This window comes from Sphaerimonospora mesophila, from assembly GCF_001417795.1.
Classification (GTDB): Bacteria; Actinomycetota; Actinomycetes; order Streptosporangiales; family Streptosporangiaceae; genus Sphaerimonospora; species Sphaerimonospora mesophila.
Map to the genome: position 1 here is coordinate 48,400 of NZ_BCBX01000030.1, position 22,892 is coordinate 71,291.

The 22,892-nt window shown below is 70.7% G+C and carries 18 protein-coding genes; 6 read left to right on the forward strand and 12 right to left on the reverse strand.

Annotation, left to right across the window (positions count from 1 at the left end):
• Positions 1-45: 45 nt before the first annotated feature.
• The 3 genes from AP234_RS00385 to AP234_RS00395 form a co-directional block, all read right to left on the reverse strand.
• Positions 46-2,037 carry a tetratricopeptide repeat protein gene (locus AP234_RS00385; RefSeq protein ID WP_235557887.1) on the reverse strand — a complete coding sequence of 664 codons (1,992 nt, stop codon included), beginning with the start codon at positions 2,035-2,037 and terminating at the stop codon, positions 46-48.
• Positions 2,038-2,335: 298 nt separating this feature from the next.
• The gene (locus tag AP234_RS00390) at positions 2,336-2,842 is read right to left on the reverse strand and encodes a GNAT family N-acetyltransferase (protein WP_055477495.1); all 507 of its coding nucleotides are present in this window, start codon (positions 2,840-2,842) and stop codon (positions 2,336-2,338) included.
• The gene (locus AP234_RS00395) at positions 2,839-4,461 is read right to left on the reverse strand and encodes a helix-turn-helix transcriptional regulator (RefSeq protein WP_055477496.1); all 1,623 of its coding nucleotides are present in this window, start codon (positions 4,459-4,461) and stop codon (positions 2,839-2,841) included. The genes AP234_RS00390 and AP234_RS00395 overlap by 4 nt, the downstream gene beginning before the upstream one ends.
• Before the next feature lie 327 nt (positions 4,462-4,788).
• On the opposite strand from AP234_RS00395, the gene AP234_RS00400 reads away from it, so the two are divergent.
• The 4 genes from AP234_RS00400 to AP234_RS00415 all read left to right on the forward strand — a co-directional run bounded on the left by AP234_RS00400 (position 4,789) and on the right by AP234_RS00415 (position 8,558).
• Complete coding sequence (locus AP234_RS00400) at positions 4,789-5,049, forward strand: hypothetical protein (protein WP_055477497.1); 261 nt, start codon at positions 4,789-4,791, stop codon at positions 5,047-5,049.
• 482 nt (positions 5,050-5,531) lie between these two features.
• Positions 5,532-6,545: a mechanosensitive ion channel family protein gene (locus tag AP234_RS00405; RefSeq protein ID WP_235557888.1), complete on the forward strand. Its 1,014-nt coding sequence runs from the start codon at positions 5,532-5,534 to the stop codon at positions 6,543-6,545.
• A 45-nt stretch (positions 6,546-6,590) separates the two neighbouring features.
• A complete protein-coding gene (locus tag AP234_RS00410) occupies positions 6,591-6,974 on the forward strand; it encodes a globin (RefSeq protein WP_055477498.1) in 384 nt (127 codons plus the stop codon).
• Between the two features lie 30 nt (positions 6,975-7,004).
• Positions 7,005-8,558 carry a glycoside hydrolase family 13 protein gene (locus tag AP234_RS00415; RefSeq protein WP_055477499.1) on the forward strand — a complete coding sequence of 518 codons (1,554 nt, stop codon included), beginning with the start codon at positions 7,005-7,007 and terminating at the stop codon, positions 8,556-8,558.
• Positions 8,559-8,561: 3 nt separating this feature from the next.
• On the opposite strand, the gene AP234_RS00420 is transcribed toward AP234_RS00415, so the two are convergent.
• From AP234_RS00420 to AP234_RS00460, 9 genes are all read right to left on the reverse strand, one after another.
• Positions 8,562-9,023 carry an acyl-CoA thioesterase gene (locus AP234_RS00420; protein WP_063842711.1) on the reverse strand — a complete coding sequence of 154 codons (462 nt, stop codon included), beginning with the start codon at positions 9,021-9,023 and terminating at the stop codon, positions 8,562-8,564.
• A 79-nt stretch (positions 9,024-9,102) separates the two neighbouring features.
• The gene (ettA, locus tag AP234_RS00425) at positions 9,103-10,767 is read right to left on the reverse strand and encodes an energy-dependent translational throttle protein EttA (protein ID WP_055477500.1); all 1,665 of its coding nucleotides are present in this window, start codon (positions 10,765-10,767) and stop codon (positions 9,103-9,105) included.
• Between the two features lie 141 nt (positions 10,768-10,908).
• The gene (locus tag AP234_RS00430) at positions 10,909-12,315 is read right to left on the reverse strand and encodes a GGDEF domain-containing protein (protein WP_055477501.1); all 1,407 of its coding nucleotides are present in this window, start codon (positions 12,313-12,315) and stop codon (positions 10,909-10,911) included.
• A 361-nt stretch (positions 12,316-12,676) separates the two neighbouring features.
• Positions 12,677-13,342, reverse strand: coding sequence for a single-stranded DNA-binding protein (locus AP234_RS00435; RefSeq protein WP_055477502.1), 666 nt, complete (start codon positions 13,340-13,342; stop codon positions 12,677-12,679).
• Positions 13,343-13,466: 124 nt separating this feature from the next.
• On the reverse strand, positions 13,467-15,098 hold the full coding sequence (locus tag AP234_RS00440) for a GTPase family protein (RefSeq protein WP_055477503.1): 1,632 nt from the start codon (positions 15,096-15,098) through the stop codon (positions 13,467-13,469).
• 142 nt (positions 15,099-15,240) lie between these two features.
• Positions 15,241-17,385 carry a GTPase gene (locus AP234_RS00445; protein ID WP_235557889.1) on the reverse strand — a complete coding sequence of 715 codons (2,145 nt, stop codon included), beginning with the start codon at positions 17,383-17,385 and terminating at the stop codon, positions 15,241-15,243.
• Positions 17,382-18,614 (reverse strand): uroporphyrinogen-III C-methyltransferase, encoded by a 1,233-nt coding sequence (cobA, locus tag AP234_RS00450; protein WP_055477504.1) that lies wholly within the window; start codon positions 18,612-18,614, stop codon positions 17,382-17,384. The genes AP234_RS00445 and cobA overlap by 4 nt, the downstream gene beginning before the upstream one ends.
• A gap of 154 nt (positions 18,615-18,768) precedes the next feature.
• Positions 18,769-19,857 (reverse strand): nicotinate-nucleotide--dimethylbenzimidazole phosphoribosyltransferase, encoded by a 1,089-nt coding sequence (gene cobT, locus AP234_RS00455; RefSeq protein ID WP_055477505.1) that lies wholly within the window; start codon positions 19,855-19,857, stop codon positions 18,769-18,771.
• Between the two features lie 114 nt (positions 19,858-19,971).
• Positions 19,972-20,973 carry a sirohydrochlorin chelatase gene (locus tag AP234_RS00460; RefSeq protein ID WP_200926175.1) on the reverse strand — a complete coding sequence of 334 codons (1,002 nt, stop codon included), beginning with the start codon at positions 20,971-20,973 and terminating at the stop codon, positions 19,972-19,974.
• 397 nt (positions 20,974-21,370) lie between these two features.
• On the opposite strand from AP234_RS00460, the gene AP234_RS00465 reads away from it, so the two are divergent.
• Complete coding sequence (locus AP234_RS00465; RefSeq protein ID WP_055477506.1) at positions 21,371-21,790, forward strand: DUF2795 domain-containing protein; 420 nt, start codon at positions 21,371-21,373, stop codon at positions 21,788-21,790.
• An 11-nt stretch (positions 21,791-21,801) separates the two neighbouring features.
• Complete coding sequence (locus AP234_RS00470; protein ID WP_055477507.1) at positions 21,802-22,872, forward strand: Vms1/Ankzf1 family peptidyl-tRNA hydrolase; 1,071 nt, start codon at positions 21,802-21,804, stop codon at positions 22,870-22,872.
• Positions 22,873-22,892: the final 20 nt, after the last annotated feature.

Here is a 22,892-nt window from a genome sequence, read left to right on the forward strand (position 1 = left end):
CTTAGAACCTCAACGACTTCGATGTTCAGCGGCGGGGTGCGGCTGTTAACCGTCCAAGGGTAAAGCCACGGGCCCGTCGGCGGCGCCTCGCCCATCCCGTGGCGCTTCCGTCCCTCCGCGCTCGTCCGGCCTTTCGTGGCGTTCCAGCGCGAGCCGGATGTCCGGATCATCCGGTGCGAGGGCGTGCGCCCGGCGGAAGTCCAGCCCGGCCTCGTCCGGCCGCCCGAGATCCATCAGGGCCGTGCCCCGGTTGAAGTAGAGCGCGGCGTCGTCGGCGCCGGGGCGCCCGAGCTCGATGGCCCGGGTCAGGTCCGCCACCGCACCCGCCGCGTCGCCGGTCTCGTAGCGCAGGACCGCCCGGTTGGCCCAGGCCGAGGCGAGCAGCGGATCGGCCGTCAGGGCCGCGTCGTAGGCGACCCGTGCCTCGGCGAAGCGTCCCGCCGCGGCCTCCAGCTGACCGAGCACGCCGCGCAGGTGGGCACTGCCGGGATCGAGCGCCAGCCCGGCGGCGACGTCGCGCCTGGCCGCCTCGTGCTCGCCGAGCATCTGCAGCACCCCCGCACGGTTGACGTACGCGTCGAGATGGCCCGGGTCCAGCTCCAGCACGTGATCGAGATCAGTCCTGGCGCGTTCCAGGTCCCCGGCGGCCAGGCGGACCTCGGCTCGGTTGTAGTACGCCTCCGGCAGCGGCGGGCTCATCCGCATCGCGGTCTCGTAATCGGCCACCGCGTCGTCAGCGCGGCCCAGCTCGAACAGCAGGTTCCCCCGGTCGAGGTAGTGGTCGGGGAACGTGGGATCGATGGCGATGGCCCGGTCGAAGTCGCCCAGGGCCTCGGTGGTCCGCCCCATCCGCGCGAGCAGCTGGGCCCGGTTGGCGAGCAGCACCATCCGGTGCACGGGATGGGCATCCGGGGGAAGCTCACGCCGCGCGAGATCGAGCGCCGACTCCACCAGACTCAGCGCGGCCTCGACCCTCCCCTGCCGCAGCTCGATGAGCGCCCGGCCGTTCCGGTCGAATCCGAGCTTGAAGGCCCGCTCCCGCCGGTCGGGCAGCAGCGTGGAGATCGCGATGGCCTCGTTGATCCAGCCGGTGGCCCGGCCCAGGTCGCGCCGGCGCGGATCGGGGTGGCGGGCGTCCAGCATGGCCGTGCCGTACGCCGCGGCCGCGTGCACGGCGGGATCCTCGCTCACCCTCCTGGCCTGGTCCCACAGCTCCAGCGCACGGTCGCGGCGGCCCAGTCCGGCCAGCGCGGTGGCGGTGCGCTGGGTGAAACGCCACCACAGGTCGGTGCCGGGGGCGGCGAGTGCCAGCCCACGCTCGCCCAGCTCGGCGACGGCGTCGAGGAACCCCTCCAGGACGCAGTGGTCCACCGCCGCCCACAGCGCGCCGAGCGCGGCGTCCCGGTCGCCGCCGTGCTCGAGATGGTACGGCAGCGCGCCCAGCGCGAACCCCCGCGCGCACTCGGGATCGGCGGTGAGTTCGGCGGCGCGCCGGTCATGGCGGCGCGCCCGTTCCCCGTCCGGCAGCGCGAGATACGCCTCGTAGGCCGCGGGATCGTCGTCGGCGCCGTCCGATGCGATGTACCGGTCGGCACGATCACCGGGGTGGAGGTCGAGGCGCTCATCGGCCTCCCCCGGGCCGGCCGTCACCTCGACCCATCCCGCCACCTGCGGAGGCGGCCGCGTCGAGCCGAGCGCCAACGTGAGATCGCCCACCCTCCGGGTCAGCACGCGCAGCAGTTCACGGTCGGTCGGGTCGGCCTGGTGCACGTTGTCGGCGGCGAGCGTCCGTGGGCCGGGCAGGCACTCGCGCAGGCAGCCGGCGACGAACTCCGCGATCCCGTTGGCGATGCGCAGGGTCCGCCGTGGCGCGGGGACCAGGATCCGCTCGGCTTCCGGGATGCGCGCCTCGATGCCCTCCCGGCGGGCGGGCACCATCGGGCGCAGATCAGGGGCGGCCGCACGGATCTCGATGTCGTACGCCGCGACGAGGCCGGGGGAACGCTCCAGAGCGGTCGGCACGAGCGCACGGAGCACGGCACCGCCGATCGTGTACGGACCACACAGCCGGCGGTGCCCGTTGACGACGGGCGTCAGAAGGGGAGGCGATTCCAGAGTCCGGAGTACCCGCAGACGGTCACGGGAGAGGTCTCCCCTGACCCAGACATGGCGTCCGCCGCCCTTCACCCCTTGTGGATGACGCTCGACGTACCGGTGAGCCGCACCGTGCCAGGCTTACGGATGATGATCTTTTTCATCGTGCCTCTCTCCCGAGAAAATCGGAACAAGGCACAAGTATCGATAAACATCCGCAATCCGCCAAGGAGGGGAAGCATTATCTATCTATCGAAATCGGTGCAACCACGGCATTCAGCTGCTTTTCGCCATATACCACGACGACATCCCCGCGGATCTCGCGGCGCAGCTCCTGCCACCCCGATTTCCGATAGAGCTCGACGGCCGCCATCTGCCGCAGCGTGGTGTCACCCCTGAGCACCGAATAGCCCAACCCCCGGGCCCGGCTCTCGAGCGCCGCGGCCATCTGCGATCCGTAGCCGCGCCGCTGGTGGTCGGGATGGACGCGGAGACGGCACATCTCGGCGGTCTCGTCGTCGATGCGGCGCAGACCGCCCATGGCGACGATCCCCGAACCGGCCACCTCTCCGACCAGGAACTCGCCCCGGTTGGCGAGATAGATCTCGGTGATCCGCGGAAAGTCATCGTCGTAGTAGACGCCATCGCCCGGCACGACGCCGACCTGGGCGAGGCCGATCTGGTGCAGGGCCCAGACCGTGTCGAGATCTGACCACCGGTATCGGCGGATCCTGAGCCGGGGTGTCATGCCCCGCTCACGTTGCGGCTGACGACCTTGCGCGAGTTGACCTGATCACTGAACTCGGTGATCTGGGGAAGGTCGCCGTACTTGGCCCGCATGGCCTTGATCAGGTCGTGCGCCGGGCGGAGCATCAGGTCGGTGCAGTACTCGTTGGAGATCGCGTCGAGCGCCTCCCTGCCCATCGTCAGCGCCGCCTCCAGGTCGCCCTCCAGATGCCGGCACAGCGCGCGGTCGAAGCGGATGAGGGTCTGGTCGAGCAGATCTTCTCCGGTGTATTTGCCCAGCGCCTGTTCCAGCAGGACGTCGGCCTCCAGGGTCTGGCCCAGCTTCACGAGGACGTCGCCCTGGTAGAAGTAGAGCTGCCGCTCGGTGTAACCGAAGGCCGGGTCCTCCTGATCGCTCGCGTTCATCTGGGAGAACGCGGCCCGGGCCCGATGCAGCGCCCGCTTGGCCTGCTCCACGACCTCGTGGCGGGGACCGCCGGGGGTCGTCATCTTGGCCAGCGCCCTGGCCTCGACGACCGGCGCCATGGTCCGGGCGGCGCATGGTGTCTGACCGGCCAGGTCGCGGCTCTTCCTGGCCAGGCTCAACGCCTCACGCGGGTCTCCGTAGTAGAGCGGGACCAGGGACTCCCGGGCGGTGACCCACGCGCGCAGCGCGCGGTCGCCGGTCTCGTCCGCGGCGAGCCGGCCGGTGCGGAAGAACGCCCGCGCCTCACGGTGATCACCCAGATCTATCATGATCATCCCAGCGAGCCCGGCGAGCTGCGCGGCCATCTTGCACAGCCGCTCCTGCATCTCGATGGGCTGCCGGCACTCCAGCGCCCGGCGCACGGCGGAGAACTCCAGCAGCACATCGCAGAGCAGCCGATTGGGCTGGGTGTTCATGTACAACCGGCCGAAGCCGTTCGTGGTCTGCTCCCAATGATCGAGCATCGCCGGCGAGACGGTGGAGCTCACTATCGTCTGGTCCATCCGCCGCCGGAGGTTCTCCACGGCGCCGAGCACCTGGCTGTCCGGGGCGAGCGCGGCCTTGTCGCCCTCAGCACCCCCGATGGCCCCGCCGGCGCCGACGGCACCGACACCGCCGACGAGGAGCTGCAGCAGCGTCCTCCGTAGCACGTTCTCGTCCTCCTCACCCCCGTTCGCCGAGGGATCGCCGCCGTCCGGCGGAACCCGTGTCTCACGCACACCGGGGGAAGTCTCAAGTCGTTCTTCCTGCTGGCCCCCGCTACCCCCGGCCGTTGTGATCATGTGACCATGGCCGCAGATGCAGGGACCCTCGAATCCGAGGGCGAGCGGTTCGACCCGGTAGACCGAGCACAGGTAGTGGAGGTATTCCGGACCGGGGCGCTTCATGCCCGACTCGTATGCGGACAGTAGCGTCTCGCCGATCCCCGGGACGGGTTTTTTGTCTCTTTCGAAGAGGGCGCGCACCTGCTCGATGACGTCGGCGAGAGCGATGCCGTTCGAGAGACGATGAGCTTTGATCCTCGTCGTCCCGAACTGCGGCTCGCACACCTCGTGGATCTCCTGGGCGATCACGGCCGGGCCGCGACCGGCGGCAAGGCCGCGCGCCCGGATCCGACGCGCTATCTCCGTCTCCCTGTGTTGCCTGCCGGACATTCCGGCCCCTCTCTCACGGCCGGGCCGCGCTCGCAGCCCAACGTTTCCCGACCGATCCAATCGGTGACGCAGAGTAGCGACTCCGTCGCACTCTGCCCACACCATAATGATGGACCAAAGTTGGCGCGGCCAAGTCTCGACTTTGGACGAGCTGATTAAGGATCGTCCCCCCATTGGGGGTTTCTTTCAACCGACTAGGGGGTTCCCTATACCTCAGCGGTTCCCCGGCACGTTGACCGGTTGCGTTCGGTGAGTCATCTTGGGCAGGCCGAACATCTTGAGCGGCGATCACAGACCGGTCGTCAGCCGAAATTAAGGAGGACTTCGGTGGGAGAGGATGATTTCCGGCGATTGGAACATCTGGTCTCCGAACTGGACGCCCGGGGACTGATCGCCCGTGTCGTACGAACCCCGTCGGGTCGTGCCTATGTCCGCGTCATCAATCCGAACGCGACCAGCCTCACCGAGAACGTCGTCTGCCAGGCGACCGACTACTGGTGGTCCTGGGGCGAGCGGATGCACCGGGGGGACGATCCCGCGGGAGCGGCCACGAAGGTCGCCCGAGTGCTGGCCGCGGTGAGCGAGTAGGGAGTTCGTCCGAGGAGGCCCCCCGTCGCGGGGAGGGTCCACGCAGCCACGGACACACCGCCACCGCGGTCCCCCGGGGCCGGCGAGACGCCCGGTGCGGAGCGTTCCCCAGGTCGTTCACCACGTCCTGGCCGGAACGTTGCGGCGTCACGCCGGCCCCCATACCCGCCCGCCATCCGCACACCCACGAACCACCGGTACGGCCCTGCCGTACCGGACGGACCGCCGTCCGAGCCGATCCGGGGAGTCACCCGGGCCACGGGGCGGACGGTCATCGGGGGGATCCCCTCTCGGAGAACGGCGATGGGCGCGCTTCCGGGTGCGCGCCCCCGCTCTGCCACCCGTCACCGAAGCACACCCGCCACGGCGGCGGGCACGCTTCCGTCTCCCCGGCGATGTGACGGGGGCCGGTTCGATCGGCACTATGGGAAAGGCTTACCTTCCTGTTGCCCGTTCGAAACGATCCGAGGGGGATCCGCTCCGTGTTCCCGCTGCTGTTCCTTGAGCCCAGCCCGAGCCCGACCGACGAGATCTACGATCCGGATCAGGCGGCGGCGAACATGACAGCGGCATGCGAGAAGGGCGAGGGGATCTTCTGCACGATCCTCAACGCCGTGGTCCCCGACCGGGAGTTGCCATCCTGGGTGCCGCTCGTCACGGGGTTCGCCGACGTCCTGGTCGTCCTGATCCTGATCCTCACCGGCGCGTTGATCATCCGGAACATCGTCCACCGGCTGATCACCCGGGTGACGCTCCGGGCCAGCGCCGGTGTGCTGCCCGAGCGGCTGCGCAACCGGGCCCTGCTGGTCTCGGACGCGACCGCGGCCATCGTGACCGAGCGCCGCAGGGCGCGGGCCGAGGCGATGGGATCGGTGCTGCGGAGCGTGTCCTCGGTGCTGATCCTCGGCACGGCCGCGCTCATGATGCTCGCCAAGCTGAACGTTCAGCTCGCCCCGCTGCTGACCAGCGTCGGCATCCTCGGCGTCGCCATCGGCTTCGGCGCGCAGGAGCTCGTCAAGGACTTCATCGCGGGCATGTTCATGCTGCTGGAGGATCAGTACGGCGTGGGCGACGTGATCGACACCGGCTCGGCCATCGGCACGGTCGAGGCCATCACCCTGCGGATCACCCGCCTCCGCGACGCCGACGGGAAGGTCTGGTACGTGCGCAACGGCACGATCAGCCGGGTCGGCAACGAGTCCCAGGGCTGGTCGAGGGCGCTGGTCGACGTGCCGGTGGCGTACGACTCGGATCTGGGGGCGGTGCGCGACCTGCTGAAGACCACCGCGACCGAGCTGTGGGAGGACCCCGACTTCCAGCGGACGCTGATCGTCGAGGAGCCCGAGGTCTTCGGGCTGGAGCAGGTCTCCGCCTCAACCGTGATCTTCCGGGTCACCGCCAAGACCGCCCCGGCCCAGCACCTGGAGGTCGCCCGCGAGCTGCGGCTGCGCATCAAGCGGGCCTTCGACGAGAAGGGCCTGGCCTTCGCCGGTTGACGCCGCGTTTAACCTACCAGTCGGTAGCTGGCCTAGTCTGAGACCGTGACGAGCGAGCAGACCGAGTCGTTCTATGACGCCGTCGGGGGCGAGGAGACCTTCCGACGGCTCGTCCACCGTTTTTACGAGGGCGTCGCGACCGACCCGCTGCTGCGCCCCATGTACCCCGAGGAGGACCTCGATGGGGCGGAGGAGCGGCTTCGCCTGTTCCTCATCCAGTATTGGGGCGGCCCGAACACCTACAGCCAGCGGCGCGGCCATCCGCGGCTGCGCATGCGGCACGTTCCGTTCGTCATCGGGGAGCGCGAGCGCGACGCCTGGCTCAAGCACATGCAGGACGCCATCCACTCACTGGAGCTGCCGCCCGAGCGGGCGGAGCAGCTCTGGAAATATCTCGTCTACGCCGCCCACAGCCTGGTGAACGCATAATCCACACGAGTGGCGGGCAGCCACTCAAACATGGATGAGACCCCCTGGTGGCGCGATGCCGTCGTCTACGAGATCTACGTACGCAGCTTCGCCGACGCCTCGGGTGACGGCACGGGCGACCTGGCGGGCATCCGCGGCCGCCTGCCGTACCTCGCGGATCTCGGCGTCGACGCGATCTGGCTGACCCCCTTCTATCCCTCCCCCATGGCCGACGGCGGATACGACGTGGCCGACTACCGCGACGTGGACCCCGTGTTCGGGTCACTCGCCGATTTCGACGACCTCGTCGCCGACGCCCACGCGCACGGCCTGCGGCTGATGGTGGACATCGTGCCCAACCACAGCTCCTCGGCCCACCCGTGGTTCCAGAAGGCCCTGGCGGCCCCCAGGGGCTCTCAGGAGCGCGATCGGTACATGTTCCGGGACGGACGGGCCCCTCTCGGCCCCGGCGAGGCCGAGGGCGAGCCGAACAACTGGCTGTCGACCTTCGGCGGGCCGGCCTGGACGCGGGTGCCCGACGGGCAGTGGTACCTGCACCTGTTCGCGCCCGAGCAGCCCGACTTCAACTGGCGCAATCCCGAGGTGCGCGAGGAGTTCCTCGACATCCTGCGCTTCTGGCTCGACCGTGGGGTGGACGGCTTCCGCATCGACGTCGCGATGGGGCTGATCAAGGCCGAGGGGCTGCCCGACACCGGTCCCGGCTTCCGGTCCGCATCGCCGATGTGGAGCAGGCCCGAGGTCCACGACATCTACCGCGAGTGGCGCCGCGTGCTCGACTCCTACCCCGGGACGCGGGTCGCGATCGGCGAGGTGTGGACCGACTCGGCCGAGGACCTCGCGCGTTATGTCCGCCCCGACGAGCTGCACCAGAGCTTCAACTTCGCCTGGCTCGAGGCCCCGTGGTCGGCCACGGCGTTTCGCAAGGTCATCGACGACACCCTGCGCGCGGTCGCGGCGCCGACCTGGGTGCTGTCCAACCACGATGTCGTACGGCACCGCACCCGCTACGGCGAGGGATCGCTCGACCCGTCGGCGGGGCTCGCCCGGGCAAGGGCGGCGCTGCTGGGCATGCTCGCCCTCCCCGGGTCCGCCTATCTCTACCAGGGGGAGGAACTCGGCCTGCCCGAGGTGACCGATCTGCCGCCGCAGGCCCGCCAGGACCCGGTGTTCAAGCGCTCGAACGGTGAACTGCCCGGCCGGGACGGCTGCCGGGTGCCGTTGCCGTGGTCCGGGACGGCGCCGCCGTACGGCTTCGGCGACGGCGGCTCCTGGCTGCCGCAGCCGGACGACTGGGCGGAGCTGACGGTGGAACGGCAGGCGGCCGACACCTCGTCCACACTGTCGTTCTACCGGCGGGCCCTGGCGCTGCGCCGCGAACTGAGGGGCACGCTGCCCGACGCGATCGAGTGGGTCCCCGCCCCCGGCGACGCGCTGTTCTTCCGGCGCGGCCGGCTGACCTGCGCGATCAACTGCGGCGAGGGGCCGGTACGGCTGCCGCCGCACGAGCGCGTGCTGCTCTCCAGCGGTCCCCTCGATGGCGTGGACCTGCCTGCTGACACCTCGGTCTGGCTGACCGACCGGTGATCCTCAGGACGTGACGAGGAACCGCTTCAGATGCGCGATCTCGTCCTGGCCGAGCCGGCGTGGACGGGCGTTGTCGACGTCATAGGCGACCATCACGCTGCGCGCCTCGACGTAGAGGGCGTCGTCGTCGCGGATCTCGTAGGCCAGGTTGAACCGTACGGAGGTGATCTCGGTCACCCAGAGCTCCACCCGGACCGGCTCGATCCTGAAATCGAGGGCTCGCCGATAGTCGATCTCGTGCCGGGCGACCACCATGCCCGGTCGGGCGCCACCGCTCTCCCGCCGCCGCATCGGGTGGAACATGGCCACCCGCGCGTCCTCGAGGTAGTCGAAGAAACGGACGTTGTTCACGTGGCCCAGGTTGTCGATGTCGGCGAAACGCACCGGGCGCTCGAAGACGAATCGGCCGGCGGTTCCGGTGTCGCCGGGCGCCTGGCACGTCGTCTGGCGATGGAAGTCGGTCACGGCAGCAACGTAGACCACCCGCGGCCCCGGAACGGCGCCGGGGGTGCGGGTGGTCCGCTGTCCGTCGGTCGTACGCGGGTCAGTCGCGGGTGAGCTTGCGGTAGGTGACCCGGTGCGGGCGGGCCGCGTCCGCGCCCAGCCGCTCGATCTTGTTCTTCTCGTAGTCGGCGAAGTTGCCCTCGAACCAGAACCAGCTCGAGCCCTCTTCCCACGCCAGGATGTGGGTGGCGATGCGGTCGAGGAACCACCGGTCGTGCGAGGTGATCACGGCGCAGCCCGGGAACTCGAGCAGCGCGTTCTCCAGACTGGACAGGGTCTCGGTGTCGAGGTCGTTGGTGGGCTCGTCGAGCAGCAGCACGTTGCCGCCCTGCTTGAGGGTCAGCGCCAGGTTGAGCCGGTTGCGCTCACCGCCGGACAGGACGCCGGCGAGCTTCTGCTGGTCCGGTCCCTTGAACCCGAACGCCGCGACGTACGCCCGCGAGGGCATCTCCACGTGGCCGACCTTGATGTGGTCGAGCCCGTCGGAGACGACCTCCCAGACGTTCTTCTTCGGGTCGATCCCGCCACGGCCCTGGTCCACGTAGGAGATCTTGACGGTGTCACCGATCTTGATCGATCCCTCGTTCGGGCTCTCCTCACCGGTGATCATGCGGAACAGCGTGGTCTTGCCCACACCGTTGGGACCGATGATGCCGACGATGCCGTTACGGGGCAGATCGAAGGAGAGCCCGTCCATCAGCAGGCGCTCGCCGAAGCCCTTCGTCAGGTTCTCGGCCCGAATGACCGTGGTGCCCAGGCGCGGGCCCGGCGGGATCTGGATCTCCTCGAAGTCGAGCTTGCGGTACTTGTCGGCCTCGGCCGCCATCTCCTCGTAGCGCTGCAGGCGGGCCCGGCTCTTGGTCTGGCGGGCACGGGCGTTGGAGCGCACCCACTCCAGCTCCTCCTCCAGGCGCTTCTTGCGCTTGACGTCCTTCTGCCCCTCCACCTTGAGGCGGGCGGCCTTGGCCTCCAGGTAGGTGGAGTAGTTGCCCTCGTAGACGTAGCAGCGGCCCCGGTCGAGCTCCAGAATCCACCCGGCGACGTTGTCGAGGAAGTAACGGTCGTGGGTGACGGACAGGATCGTGCCGGGATACTTCTCCAGGTGCTGCTCCAGCCATTGGACGCTTTCCGCGTCGAGGTGGTTGGTGGGCTCGTCGAGCAGCAGCAGGTCCGGCTGCTCCAGCAGCAGCTTGCACAGGGCGACCCGGCGGCGCTCGCCACCGGAGAGCTTGGTGACGTCGGCGTCGGGCGGCGGACAGCGCAGCGCGTCCATCGCCTGCTCGAGCTGGCTGTCCAGGTCCCAGGCGTTGCGGTGGTCCAGAGCGTCCTGGAGCTTGCCCATCTCCGCCAGGAGCTCGTCGCTGTAGTCGGTCGCCATCTGCTCGGCGATCTCGTTGAACCGGTCGAGCATGGCCTTGGTCTCGGCGACGCCCTCCTCGACGTTGCCGAGCACGGTCTTGGACTCGTTCAGCTTCGGCTCCTGCATGAGGATGCCGACCGTGAAGCCGGGCATCAGACGGGCCTCGCCGTTGGATGGCTGCTCCAGCCCGGCCATCATCTTGAGCAGCGTCGACTTGCCCGTGCCGTTCGGGCCCAGGACTCCGATCTTGGCCCCGGGGAGGAACGACAGCGTGACGTCGTCGAGGACCACCTTGTCTCCGTGCGCCTTGCGCACGCGCTGCATCGTGTAGATGTACTCCGGCATGCCCCCCAGCCTAGTCCCCCTTCCCCCAAGCTTTGCCCGGTCACGTCGCCCCGGGCCGCGCCTCACCTGCGGAAGGCTCCTCGCCGGCTCGGGCTTTCCGCGGAGCGGAGGGAAAGTCGCCGCCCGCGGCCGGTCAGGACGCTAGGGGATGCCGCCGGTGGCGCCGTCCGCCCTGCGCGGGGGCGGCGCGGCCGGGGTGGCGGGCAGGCAGATGCGGTCCCTGCCCAGTTCCTTGGCCCGGTACAGGGCGAGATCGGCGGCGGCGAGCAACTCGATGAGGTCGGCGCCGTGCAGGTTCATGACGGCGACCCCGGCCGAGACCGTCACCGTGACCATCGCCTGCTCGGCGGCGACCGCCATCCGGCCCACCCGGGTGCGCAGCCGCTCGGCCACCCGTCGCGCCTCGTGCACGTCAGCGCCCGGCAGCAGCACGACGAACTCCTCGCCGCCGAACCGGCCCACCACGTCGTATTCGCGGAGCTGACTGCGCAGTGTCGCGGCCACCTGGATCAGCACCTGATCTCCGACGAGGTGGCCATAGGTGTCGTTGACCTTCTTGAAATGGTCGATGTCCACCAGGACCAGCGCGAGCGAGTTGCCCATGCGCTGTGCCCGGCCGATCTCCGTGTCGGCCTCACGCTGCCAGGCCGCCGCGTTGAGCAGCCCGGTCTTGGGATCGGTTCGCGCCGCCGCCTGCAACTGGGCGTGCAGCAGGCTGCGCTGGAGCAGCACGACGGGCGGCAGCAGGAGCAGCAGCAGCGCAAGATTGAGCCCGCAGAGCACGGCGACGATCACACCGAGGCACAACTCCACCGCGTCGAGCAGAAGGCGCTCACGGTCCCACAGGACCTCGCCCCACCGGCCCTCCGGATCGGCCGCGTGGGCGGCGACGGCGATGAGGGCGGTGTTGAGCACCGTGAAGACGATGGCGCACAGCACCGCGACGGCGATGGCCTGCCCGGCGCCGGCGGACAGGCCGCCGGCCACCGATCCGGCATCCGCCAGCACCCCGTCGAGTCCGGGCAGACCCACGCTCCAGGGCATCGCGGCGCCGTCGAACGGCCCGGCGGTCCCGAACAGCCCCACGCGGTCGCCGGTCCATGAATGGAACAGCACCGACGCCGTGCCGGCCGCCAGCCCGACGGCGGCCGAGGTGAAGACCCTCCGGTACAGAACCGTCGCCCGCACCCGGAGCTGGAGCAGGATCTGCAGGGGAACGGGCGCCAGCAGCGCGTAAACCGGCGGCAGCAGGAAAGCCACCGGCAGCCACCATGCCGACAGCAGGTCGCGGGGCACCCCGGCCGGCATGCCGAGACGGCGGGTCGCCTCGATGCACACGGCCCCGCAACCCGTGAGCGCGGCGAACGTCGCGAGGTCGGCGAGACGGAATTCCGTCGATTTCGCCAGGACCCCGATCACGACCAGATCGAGCGTGACGATCGCGCACAGGTAGGCCACGAGCGCACGCGACTGGGCCAGCAGGGGCCACCGGCCCGGCGAGCAGATGGCGTCTCGCGGCTTCACAGAGGTCTGACCCGTTGCCGTCATGCCACCCCCCAACGCACCCAAAACAGCATCTCACGATGTGTAACACAATAGTTGCGGAGGGTGCGGAACGCGACGGGAACCACTACGTTGGCATGCGGTGACCTGTCACAAGGGTCCGGTTCCGGACCCACCGCATCACCGGTCCCAAGACGGCACAGCCCTCAGATGGCACACATTCTCAGGCGGCACAGACCCGAGGCGGCATCAGACCTGGAGCCAGCACAGACCTCGAGGTGGCACAGACCTCGAGGTGGCACAGACCCCGGGCGGCGGCGCACACCTCGAGGCGGCGCAGCTCCCGAGCCCCCGGAACCCACCGGCCCACGACGTGCCCGCGACGGCAGACCTCCGGGAGACGAGATCAGGCGGCCAGCGGCCGGACCTCGCCGCTCCCGGTGCCGTCGTCTCCCACGCCGTCATCCCCCGTGTGGCCGTCGGGGCCGTCGTCGCCCTCGATCTCGTCCTCGGGCGGCGGCGTTCCGTCGCCTGCCGTACGGACCCGTGCGCCTGCCCCGGCGACCGGCCCGTGCGGCGTGCCGCTTTCCCACGCCCCGGGCGGGTCCTCGTCCGGCGGCCCGGGCGCCTCGGCGGAGGTGAGCTCCCACCGGCTCACGGCCTCCTCCATCTCCTGTCGGTCCTCCTCGACCGGCACGGGGTGCGCGTAGCTCCGGAAGGGTCTTTCGAACGCGGTGATGCCGTACTTCAGGTCATGGCCCACCGAGATGGCCTCGACCTCGACCCAGTAGCGCTGCTCCCCGTTGCGTTCGTACTGCTTGACGCGGAGCCTGCCGTACACCACGACCGGTTGACCCTTACGGATCGACTGCTGGACGTTGTCGCCGAGCCTGCGGAAGCAGCGGATCGTGTAGAAGGTGGTGTCCCTGTTCTGCCAGGTGTTGGACTGCGGGTCGAGGAACCGCCGGTTGACGGCCATCCGCATGGTCGTGACACGCGAGCCGTCCGCGAACCGGAACTGCTCGGGGTCTTTGGTGACGTTCCCGCTCAGCGTGACGTAGATGTCGCTCATGGAGTGCCTCCCACGGGTCCGGACGCTCGCCGGACCCGCAGCCCACCTTGGCCCGCGCCACCCGGGCGCCGCGGCGCCGAACCCCGTTCTGTGGACAACTCGCGTTCTGGCCGCCGCGCGGGGCTCAGCGGTTGGCGGTGGCCATGGCGTCGAAGTACTCGTTGTAGCGGCGCAACTCCCGCTCCACCGGTTCGATGACCATGTCGTTGGTGAGCGCGCCGACCCGGCGTCGCATGTCGCGCTCCATGCGGTCGCGTTCCCTGCTCGCGTCGAGCAGTACGAAATTCCTGCCGGCCACCCCGGACAGGAGGCCGAACACGAGCGCGCCGATCACCAACAATCCCAGCCAGGGCAGCATCGTGACGTCGCCGAGCGGTTCGGCGGGCGGGCTGCCGAGCTTGAAAACCCCGTACGCGAGGATGGAGCCGCCCCAGGCGAGCCCGGCCAGGGAGGTCACGACCAGCAGGTACTGCCAGATCTTGAGCAGCCACCACCAGGCGGGCACCCGGTCGAGCGGCGGAGCGACCTGGGCGAGCTCGCGCGACAGCGCCTCGGTGATGCGTCCGGGCCGTGACCGCGCGGCCTCGCGCACCCCGCGCTGCCACACCTCGGGCATGCCGGTGGACAGCCCGTTGGCCAGGGACAGCACGGCGTTGTCCACCTCGGCGGGCTGGGCGCTGACCGTGCTGCCGACGAGGCCGCGGATCTCCTCCTTCACCCCGCCGAGCCGCAGGCTGCTCGCGGGATCGGGCCGCAGCCTCGCGGCCCACCGGGCGTACGGCCAGCCGACCCAGTCGAGGGAGCGTACGCCGTACACGTTCTCGATGGCCTCACCGAGCGCGGAGACGCCGACGGCGTCGCACAGCGCGTCCGTCAGCCCCGCCCTGCGGGTGGCGTCGATGGCCGGCTCGACGTACCGGATCTCCGGCAGGTCCGCGGCGAGGCGCAGCATCAGCCGGTCGAGGTCGGCCTCCAGTCGCTGGTGCGCGGCCCTGCGGGCGACGACGGACTCGGCCAGGACGGCCTTGAGGTCGTCGATTCCCCCGCCGGTGGTGGCCGAGGTCGCGATCACCCGGGGATGGGCGACGCCCTCACGCCCGAGCAGATCCTCCAGGTCGGCGACGCACTCGGCCTGCTCCTCGGGCGTGAGGCGGTCGCACTGGTTCAGCACGAAGACGGTCACCGCGTCGTGCCCGGCCAGATCGGTGACGTAGCGCCGGTGAACGGACGCGTCGGCGTACTTCTGCGGGTCGAGCACCCAGACGATCAGGTCGGCCGCCTGGATCAGCCGGTGGGCCTCGGGGTCGGTGAGCGCCCTGATCGAGTCGTGATCGGGCAGGTCGAGCAGGATGAGACCGTGGAGCCTGCTCTCACCCTTGTCGAGCGCGCTGGCACGGGCGAAGCGGTGCCGCCACTGGATCTGCAGCCAGTCGAGCAGCGGGCCGGCGCCGTCGAGCCCCCACACGCAGGCGTGGGTGCGCGCCGTGGTCGGCCGCCTCACCCCGATCGGCGAGAGCTCCAGCCCGGAGACGGCGTTGAACAGGGACGACTTGCCGCTTCCGGTGCCCCCGGCCAGGGCCACCACGGTGTGATCCGGCGAGAGCTTCATCCGGTCACCGGCCCGCAGCAGCAGTTGCGCGGCCTCGGTCAGCAGGGCCGGTTCCACCCTGCCCTGGCCGAGTTCGACGATCTGGGAGAGAGCCGCGAGCCGAGTTCCCAGCCCGTGCTGCCTCTCCGCCGTACTGACAGCGCTCATCGACTCCTCCCCGTCGTGCCGGAGGCGCGCGTATTGGACCCGGTGCCGGAGGCGCGCGTACGGAACTCCGTACCGGAGGCGCGCGTACGGAACCTCGGATCGCGGGCGAGTGTACGGAATCTCAGGCCGCGGACACGCTCGGTCATCGCGCCGCCTCGAGGTTGTAGGTCGCCTGGTACAACCGGGTGGCGGCGGCCTCGTCCGGAATCCCGGCACTGTCCAGAACGTCCACGTAACGAAGCATCTCCTCGTCGAAGAGCAGGCCGATCCGCGCACGTAGATCGCTACGGGCCTTGGCACCGATGCTACGCAGCGACTCAGCGCCGAGCAGCCCGCGCAGCAGCCGCTGGGGCAGCGAACTGGTGCCGGTGCCGACCGCCGTCATGTCGGTGGAGCCGTACCCGAGCAGGCCGACGGTGAAGATCAACGCGAGCGATTCGACGTCGAACGAGATGATCTTCGCCACCGATCGCTTGGTCACGCCCTCGGTCCGGATCAGCTCGGTCACGTAGTCCTGCCAGGACGTGATCGCGCCGGCCGTCCTGCGCACCAGTTCCTCGGAGTGGCGGCCCAGACCCGGGGTGGCGGCCAGCCGGTCGCCCGCCCCGGCCCGGTGCCCCCAGCGGACGACGACGTCTTCGGCCGCCCGCTGGGCGGCTGAAACGATCATGGATTCCAGTGCCGTGCGCAGGGCCGATCTGAGCGCCAGGACCCGTTCCGGCCCCTGTTGCCGGCTCTTGCCGCCACGCCGCAACTGGAGCGTGCGCATGAGGTCACCGGATCCGGCGAAGTCCTGCCAGCGGGCCAGCACCTCACCACGCAGCAGCGAACCGTTGCGGGTGGCCTCGTCGATCTCGGTGAGCACGCCCGCGTAGGCCGCGTCGACGTCCGAACGCAGGTCGGCCCGGAGGGCCACCTGGGTCTCCAGGTGGCGGGCGAGGGCGGGCAGCCGGATCCGGAAGCTGTTGAACACGCCGTTCAGCGTCGCTCGTACGGCCGAGGCGCGCCGCTGGTCGTCGACGGACAGCTCGGCCAGCCACATCCGCAGCTCGGCGATCTCCGCTTCGGGCAGCCGGCCGTCCCTGACCGCCGTCTCGTTGATCACGAAACGCTCGACCTCGCCCAGGCCGTACTCGTCGAGCATCCGCCCGAAGTGCTTGACGATGACGTCGCGGGACTTCGCGGGCACCCGGGAGAGCACGATGACCAGCCGCGCACCGCGTTCCTTGGCCCGGCGCAGCAGTCCCCAGGAGGGGGCGTCGGCGTACCGGGCCGCCGTGGTCACGAACATCCACAGATCCGCCGCGTCGAGCATCCGGTGGGCGATCTCGTGGTGCTCCTCGACGACCGAGTCGATGTCCGGGGTGTCCAGGAGTGCCACGTCCTGGGGCAGCCGTGGCGTCGGGACCAGCGTCACCCCGCCCGGTCCCGCATCGCCGTCCGGACCGCCGGGCCTGGTCAAGCCGCCGAGCAGGTCGCCCGTGGCGTACCACTCGTAGTCGTCGGGATGGCAGGCGAGCACGGGCGTCGCGGTCGTCGGACGGCGCACTCCGGTGGCCGTGACCTTCTGCGCGGCGAGCGTGTTGACCAGGGTCGACTTGCCCGCGCCGGTCGAGCCGGCCACGACGATCAGGGCGGGCGCCGTGCTGAGGTGGACGCGTGGGATGACGTAGTCGTCGAGCTGGGCCAAGACGGCCGCCTGCGCCTTGCGCGCCTCGTCCGATCCCGGCACATCGAGCCCGAAGTGCAGCCCCTTGACCGCCACGCGGAGCTGGTTCAGCGCCTCGGTCAGCGCCGCCGACACCGGCTCCGGCAACGGCAGCTCCCGGCGGGGCCGGCCGCCGGCCGGAGTCTCCCTCGGCCTGTCGTCCTCCCGAGCCGCGCTTTCCCGAGACTCGGCGGCTACGGACCCGTCGCGCTCGGACCCACCCGTCTCGGGAGTGTCGTCTTCGCGGCCGGTTCCGGGGTCCGCCTCGGGCTCGTCCGCCTCGGCGCCGTCGGTGGTGCCGTGGTCGGCCGCACCGGCAGGGGAACCGCCGGCGTCGGTCACCGTGTCGTCGTCGGCGGAGGCGGGCCGGGCCGCTCCGGTGTCGGAGGGACGCGGGCCGGGGTCGTCGGCATCGATCGCCCGGAACGCGATGGTCTGCTCGCCAGGCGTCTCCGTCTCCCCCCGCGTGCCGTGCTCATCCGGCGTCATGGAGTGCGCGTCGACGGCAGGATCCGCGGGCACGGCGGCACCGCCCCCGCTCGCGGAATCGTCCGGCGTCTGCCTGGCTGCGGATTTCACGGGATCCGCTCCGCTCGCACCATTTCGATCTCCTGGCCGACTCTGACGACCTCGCCGATGATCGCGATCGCCGGTGGCCGTACCCCGACCGCGGCTACCCGTTCCGCCACCGTCGACAGCGTGGCGGAGACGGCTCGCTGCGTCGGAAGCGTACCGTCCTGTACCACCATTGCGGGAGTTTCCGGTGAACGTCCCTCTCTAAGCAGAGTGTCGGCTATCTCCGTGATCCGCTCGACCGCCATCAGGAGGATCAGCGTCCCTCGCGATCTCGCCAGGGCCGGCCAGTCGACTGTGGACCGGGGGTCACCGGGTGGGACGTGCACGGAGACCACATGGAAGTCCTGGCTGACGCCGCGGTGGGTGACGGGGACGCCCGCCGAAGCGGGGACCGCCACCGCGCTGCTGACACCGGGCACCACGACCACCGGGATGCCCGCCCGCGCGCAGGCGATGGCCTCCTCGCCGCCGCGGCCGAAGACGAACGGGTCGCCGCCCTTCAGCCTGACCACGAACTTGCCCTCGCGGGCACGCTCGACGAGCAGCTCGTTGATCTTGTCTTGGGAGAGCGAGCGGCCGTACGGAACCTTGGCCGCGTCGATGAGTTCGACGTCGGGCGACAGCTCGTCGAGCAGGGCCCGGGGCGCGAGACGGTCGGCGACGACCACGTCGGCCTGCGCGAGCAACTGCCGGCCCCGGACGGTGATCAGTCCGGGGTCTCCTGGCCCTCCGCCGATCAGTGCGACGCCGACGGGCTTGGTGCGGTGGCGGCGGGCGTCGACGGTGCCGTCGCGCAGCGCGCCGACCACGGCGTCGCGGATCCCCGCGGCACGCCGGGGATCGCCTCCGGCGGTCACGGCCACGCTCACCTCGCCGACGCGTCCGCCGGCCGGCGTCCAGGCCGCCGAGGCGTCCTTGTCGTCGGCGCGCACGCACCAGATCCGCTTCGCGTCCGCCTCGGCGGCGACCGCCGTGTTCACGTCTCGCTGATCTGTGCAGGTGTGCACCAGCCAGGCGCCGTCGCAGTCGCCGACCTGGTAGGGCCGGGGCTCCCAGGTCACCCGGCCGGCCGCGATGAGATCGTCGAGGGCCGGGGTGACGCTGGGCGAGACGAGGGTCACCGAAGCGCCGGCGGCGAGCATCGCGGGGATCCGCCGCTGGGCGACACGTCCGCCGCCGACGACGAGCACCCGCCGCCCGTCGAGGCGTAGGCCGAGCAGGTAGGGCGCCATGACCCCTGTCTCCCAATCCGTCAAGCATGCCTTGTTAGGAAGCAAACCTACCGTCGGGTCGCGACGGCATCCACCGGTTGGGCCCCGAGCGTGTCGGCGCGGCGGACGACGGCACCGCCCGCGGCATCGTCCTCCGGGCCCGATCCATGGTGCCTCATGCGTTCTTCTCTGCCACACCGGCCGCGTCGAAGGTGGCGACCTCGTGCATGACCCGCGCAGCGGCGGCGACCAGCGGGTGGGCGAGCAGACCGCCGGTGCCCTCGCCGAGACGCAGCTCCAGATCCACCAGGGGGCGCAGGCCGAGGTGCGCCAGGGCGGCGGCGTGGCCCGGCTCGGCCGACCGGTGACCCGCCACGCAGTAGCCGACGACGTCCGGCACGAGCGCTGCGGCCGCCAGCGCGGCCGACCCCGCGATCACTCCGTCAAGGATGACCGGCACCCGCTCGGCCGCCGCGCCGAGGAGGAACCCGGCGATCGCCGCGTGTTCCAGGCCGCCGACCGCGGCGAGCACCCGAAGCGCGTCCTCGGGCCCGTCCTCCGGCCGAGCTCCCGTCACGGGGATTCCGTTGGCCAGCAGCGCCTGCCGTACGACCTCGATCTTGTGCCGATGGGTGGCGTCGTCGACACCGGTCCCCCGCCCCGTCGCCGACTCGGGATCCCGACCGGCGAACGCGCAGATCAGGGCGGCGGACGCGGTGGTGTTCGCGATCCCCATGTCACCGGTGATCAGGCAGCGGTGGCCGGCCGCCACCAGGTCGCGTGCGACCTCGGCCCCGGCCGCGAGGGCCTGCCCGACCTGCTCGGCCGTCATCGCGGGCCCGCGGGACAGGTCGGCCGTGCCGTACGCGATCTTGCGGGAGATCAGGCCGGGCGCCGACGGCAGGTCGGCCGCCACGCCCACGTCCACGACGGTGACCGTGGCCCCCACCTGCGCTGCGAACGCGTTGGCCACCGCTCCGCCGGCCGTGAAGTTGGCCACCATCTGGGCGGTGACCTCCTGCGGCCAGGGCGAGACGCCCCGGGTGTGCACACCGTGGTCGGCGGCGAAGATGGCGAGCGCGACCGGCGTAGGCAGCGGAGGGGGGCACGCGGCCGCGATGCCGGCCAGCCGTACCGCGACGTCCTCCAGCGCCCCGAGGGAGCCGCGCGGCTTGGTGAGCCGGTCCTGATGCGCCCGTGCCTCCGCCATCGCCTCGGGGTCGATCGGCCGGATGGCCGAGATCGTCTCGTCGATCGACGTCATCGCTCATGCTCCTCGTCGCGGCCCCGGAACGGTCTCGTACAGGCTCGGCACGGTCTCGGAGCCGGCTCGGCGCGACCGTCTACCGGGCCTGCTCAAACGGCCTACCGGACCTGTTCAAACGGCGCTGGGGACGCCGGGCCGGGGCATCGGCTCCGATCCGATCTCCGTCTCGATCTCCGTCTCGATCTCACGGTCGAGCTCCGAGTCCGCCCCGGCGCCGATCTCCGTGTCGATCTCCCTGTCGAGCTTGGTGTCGATCTCAGTGTCGGGCACCGTGTCGATCTCGTCGAACGCGTTCCGGCGGTCCGCGGACGGCAGGCCGACCCCGGCGAGCGCCTCCTCGTACCGATCGATGACGACGTCGGCCAGGCCCTCGCAGTCGCCGATCACCTCGGCGCACCGGATGTCGAGCCCCTCGTGATTGGCGCCGTAGGCCAGCGCCTGCGCCCAGATCCGCTCGAGCACGGCACCGGCGAACAGGACGTAGGGCAAGACGATGACCCGCTTGGCGCCGAGCCTGCGGCACCGCTCCAGACCACCGGGCACGCCGGGACGGCTGTGCGACACATAGGCCGTCTCCACCGTGAGCAGGTCGCCGGCGTGGGTCTCCCAGAAGAGCCGGGACACCCGGTGGACCTCGGCGTTCACGGCGGGGTCGGTCGAGCCGTGGCCGACCAGCACGACGGCGGTCTCGGCCGGTCCGATCTCCTCGGGCGCTTCCTCGGTCACGAACCTCGGCATCTCCGCGCGGGCGTCGGCGAGCCGTTCCGCGAGCAGTTCGAGCACCCGGGGATCGGGGCCGAGGGGGCGGCCGAGATCGTATTCGAGGGTGGGGTGCCGCTCCTGCTCCAGCGCCAGCGTGCCCGGAATGTCGCCGAGGGCGTGCCGGTCGCCGGTGAGGCTCAGCGGCACCGCGATCATGTGGTGGTGACCCCGGGTGACCAGGGATGAGATGGAGTCGCTGAGCGGCGGGCGCGCCTTCGTGATGAAGCCGCCGCTCACCTCGGCGGGAAGCCCGTCGAGGCGGCAGCGGAGCCGATGAACGAACCGGCCGAACTCGGCCACGCCGGTCTCATCGTGTGTGCCATGACCGATGAGCAGCAGCGGCGGTTTCATCTACCTGATCTCCCATGCCTTGGACTTGCGGGTAGCCGTCGTCCCGGCTCGCGAGGATAGCCTTCCGCGCCCAATCATGGGGTCCGCTTGACCGTACGGCACAGACCGTGCAGCAATTCTTTACCAATTGTCATGAAATCTCCCCCTTTAGCACCCCGAACAGTACGGCATCCGCCCACCCGACCGGCAGCGGATCGGCCTGCCGCAGGACACCCTCCCCGGCGGATGCCGTCCGCCTCGTGTCCACCCGGACGGCGCGGTTCCCGGTCACGACCAACGGTGGACCCCCATCGCCCACCGGGATCGGATGCGGCGCGCGGGCCCGGACGCACACCATGTTTGGCGCGGTCGCCACGGGTACGAGGCACGACAGTGACCCTAATCGGGAGGTGAGGTCATGAGTATCCAACGCGGGAGCGCCAAGCACGGTCCACGCCTCGACGATGAGCAGAAGCACGAGACGGAGGGCCTCGTACGCGGATCGGGTTCGAGTCATGCGCAGGAGTGGAAGGAACCCGAGCCGTCTCATCTGCCCGAGGAGGACCTCGAGTCCCGGAGTTACTCACCGCGGCACGAACCGGGAACCCCCCATGGGATCACCCCCGTCGACGTGGAGCGCCGGAGCAACCTCGCCAAGTGGCTGAGCGACGCCGGCTACCCGGCCGATCAGGGAAAGCTGCTGGCGCACGCCGAGGACAGGAACGCCCCGGACGCCGTGATCGAGGCGGTCCGCCGGCTTCCCGAGCATTTCAGGTTCCACAACGTGGCCGAGGTCGCCGAGGCCCTCGGGCTCGGGATCGAACGTCGGCGCTGGTGACGGGAGGGGCGTTGAGACTCGACTTCATCCGGCCGCTGTACGACCGGCCGGGGCCGTACGCCTCGGTCTATCTCGACACGGAACGGTCGAACGAGGGACAGGCCAATGTGGTCCAGCGACGGTGGGCCATGCTCAGGGAGCGGCTCACCGCGGCCGGGGCCCCGGCGCGGGTGCTGGATCCGATCGGTGAACTGGTGCTGGATCCCCGCATGGTCGCGCCCGGCCGGGTCGTCTTCGCCGCGGGCGACGAGATCGTGCTCCACCATCCCCTCCCCGCGCCGCCACGCCGGCAGACCGCGCGCTGGTCGCCGCTCCCCCACGTGGTCCCGTTGCTGGCCCAGCGTGGCGAGCCCGTGCCGCACATCCGGGTGCTGGCCGATCGCATGGGCGCGGAACTCACCATCTTCAGGAACGGAGCCCGGCGGACGGAGACCGTGGAGGCCGTGGAGGAGTGGCCGATCCAGAAGACCGGGCAGGGCGGCTGGTCGCAGACCCGCTACGAGCGCGATGTCGAGGAGGTCTGGCGGCGCAACGCGGTCGCGGTCGCCGAGGTGGTGGACAAGGAGACCCAGGGATCCGCCGCCGAGGTCGTGGTGCTGGGCGGCGATCCGAGGGCGCGCGGGCTCGTGCTGGAATGCCTCTGCAAGGACACCGCCAGGAAGGTCACGACGTCCGAGCACGGCAGCCGCGCGGCCGGAGCCGACCTGCGGAACTTCGAGGCCGACGTGGAGCGTGCGTGTGCGGCGTGGGTCGAACGGTGCCGGGCCGCGCTGCTCGAGGCCCACGCGGCGGGGCCGTACGCGATCGGGCTGCAGGAGACGGCCCGGGCGCTGCGCGACGCACGGGTGCAGACGCTGCTGCTGCACGACGATCCGTCGTCGACGGCAACGATGTGGGTGGGCCCGGAGCCGACCCATCTGTCCACGGACCGGGCCGAGCTGCTCGACTGGGGCGTGGCCGAGCCGTTCGAGGAGCGGGTCGACTCCGCACTGGCGCGGGCCGTCGCCGGGACGGACGCCGACTTCTGGTTCGTCGACCATCTCCCGTCGCCCGACGGAATAGGGGCCGTCCTGCGTTTCTGACCGTCTCAGCCTCCGTCAGT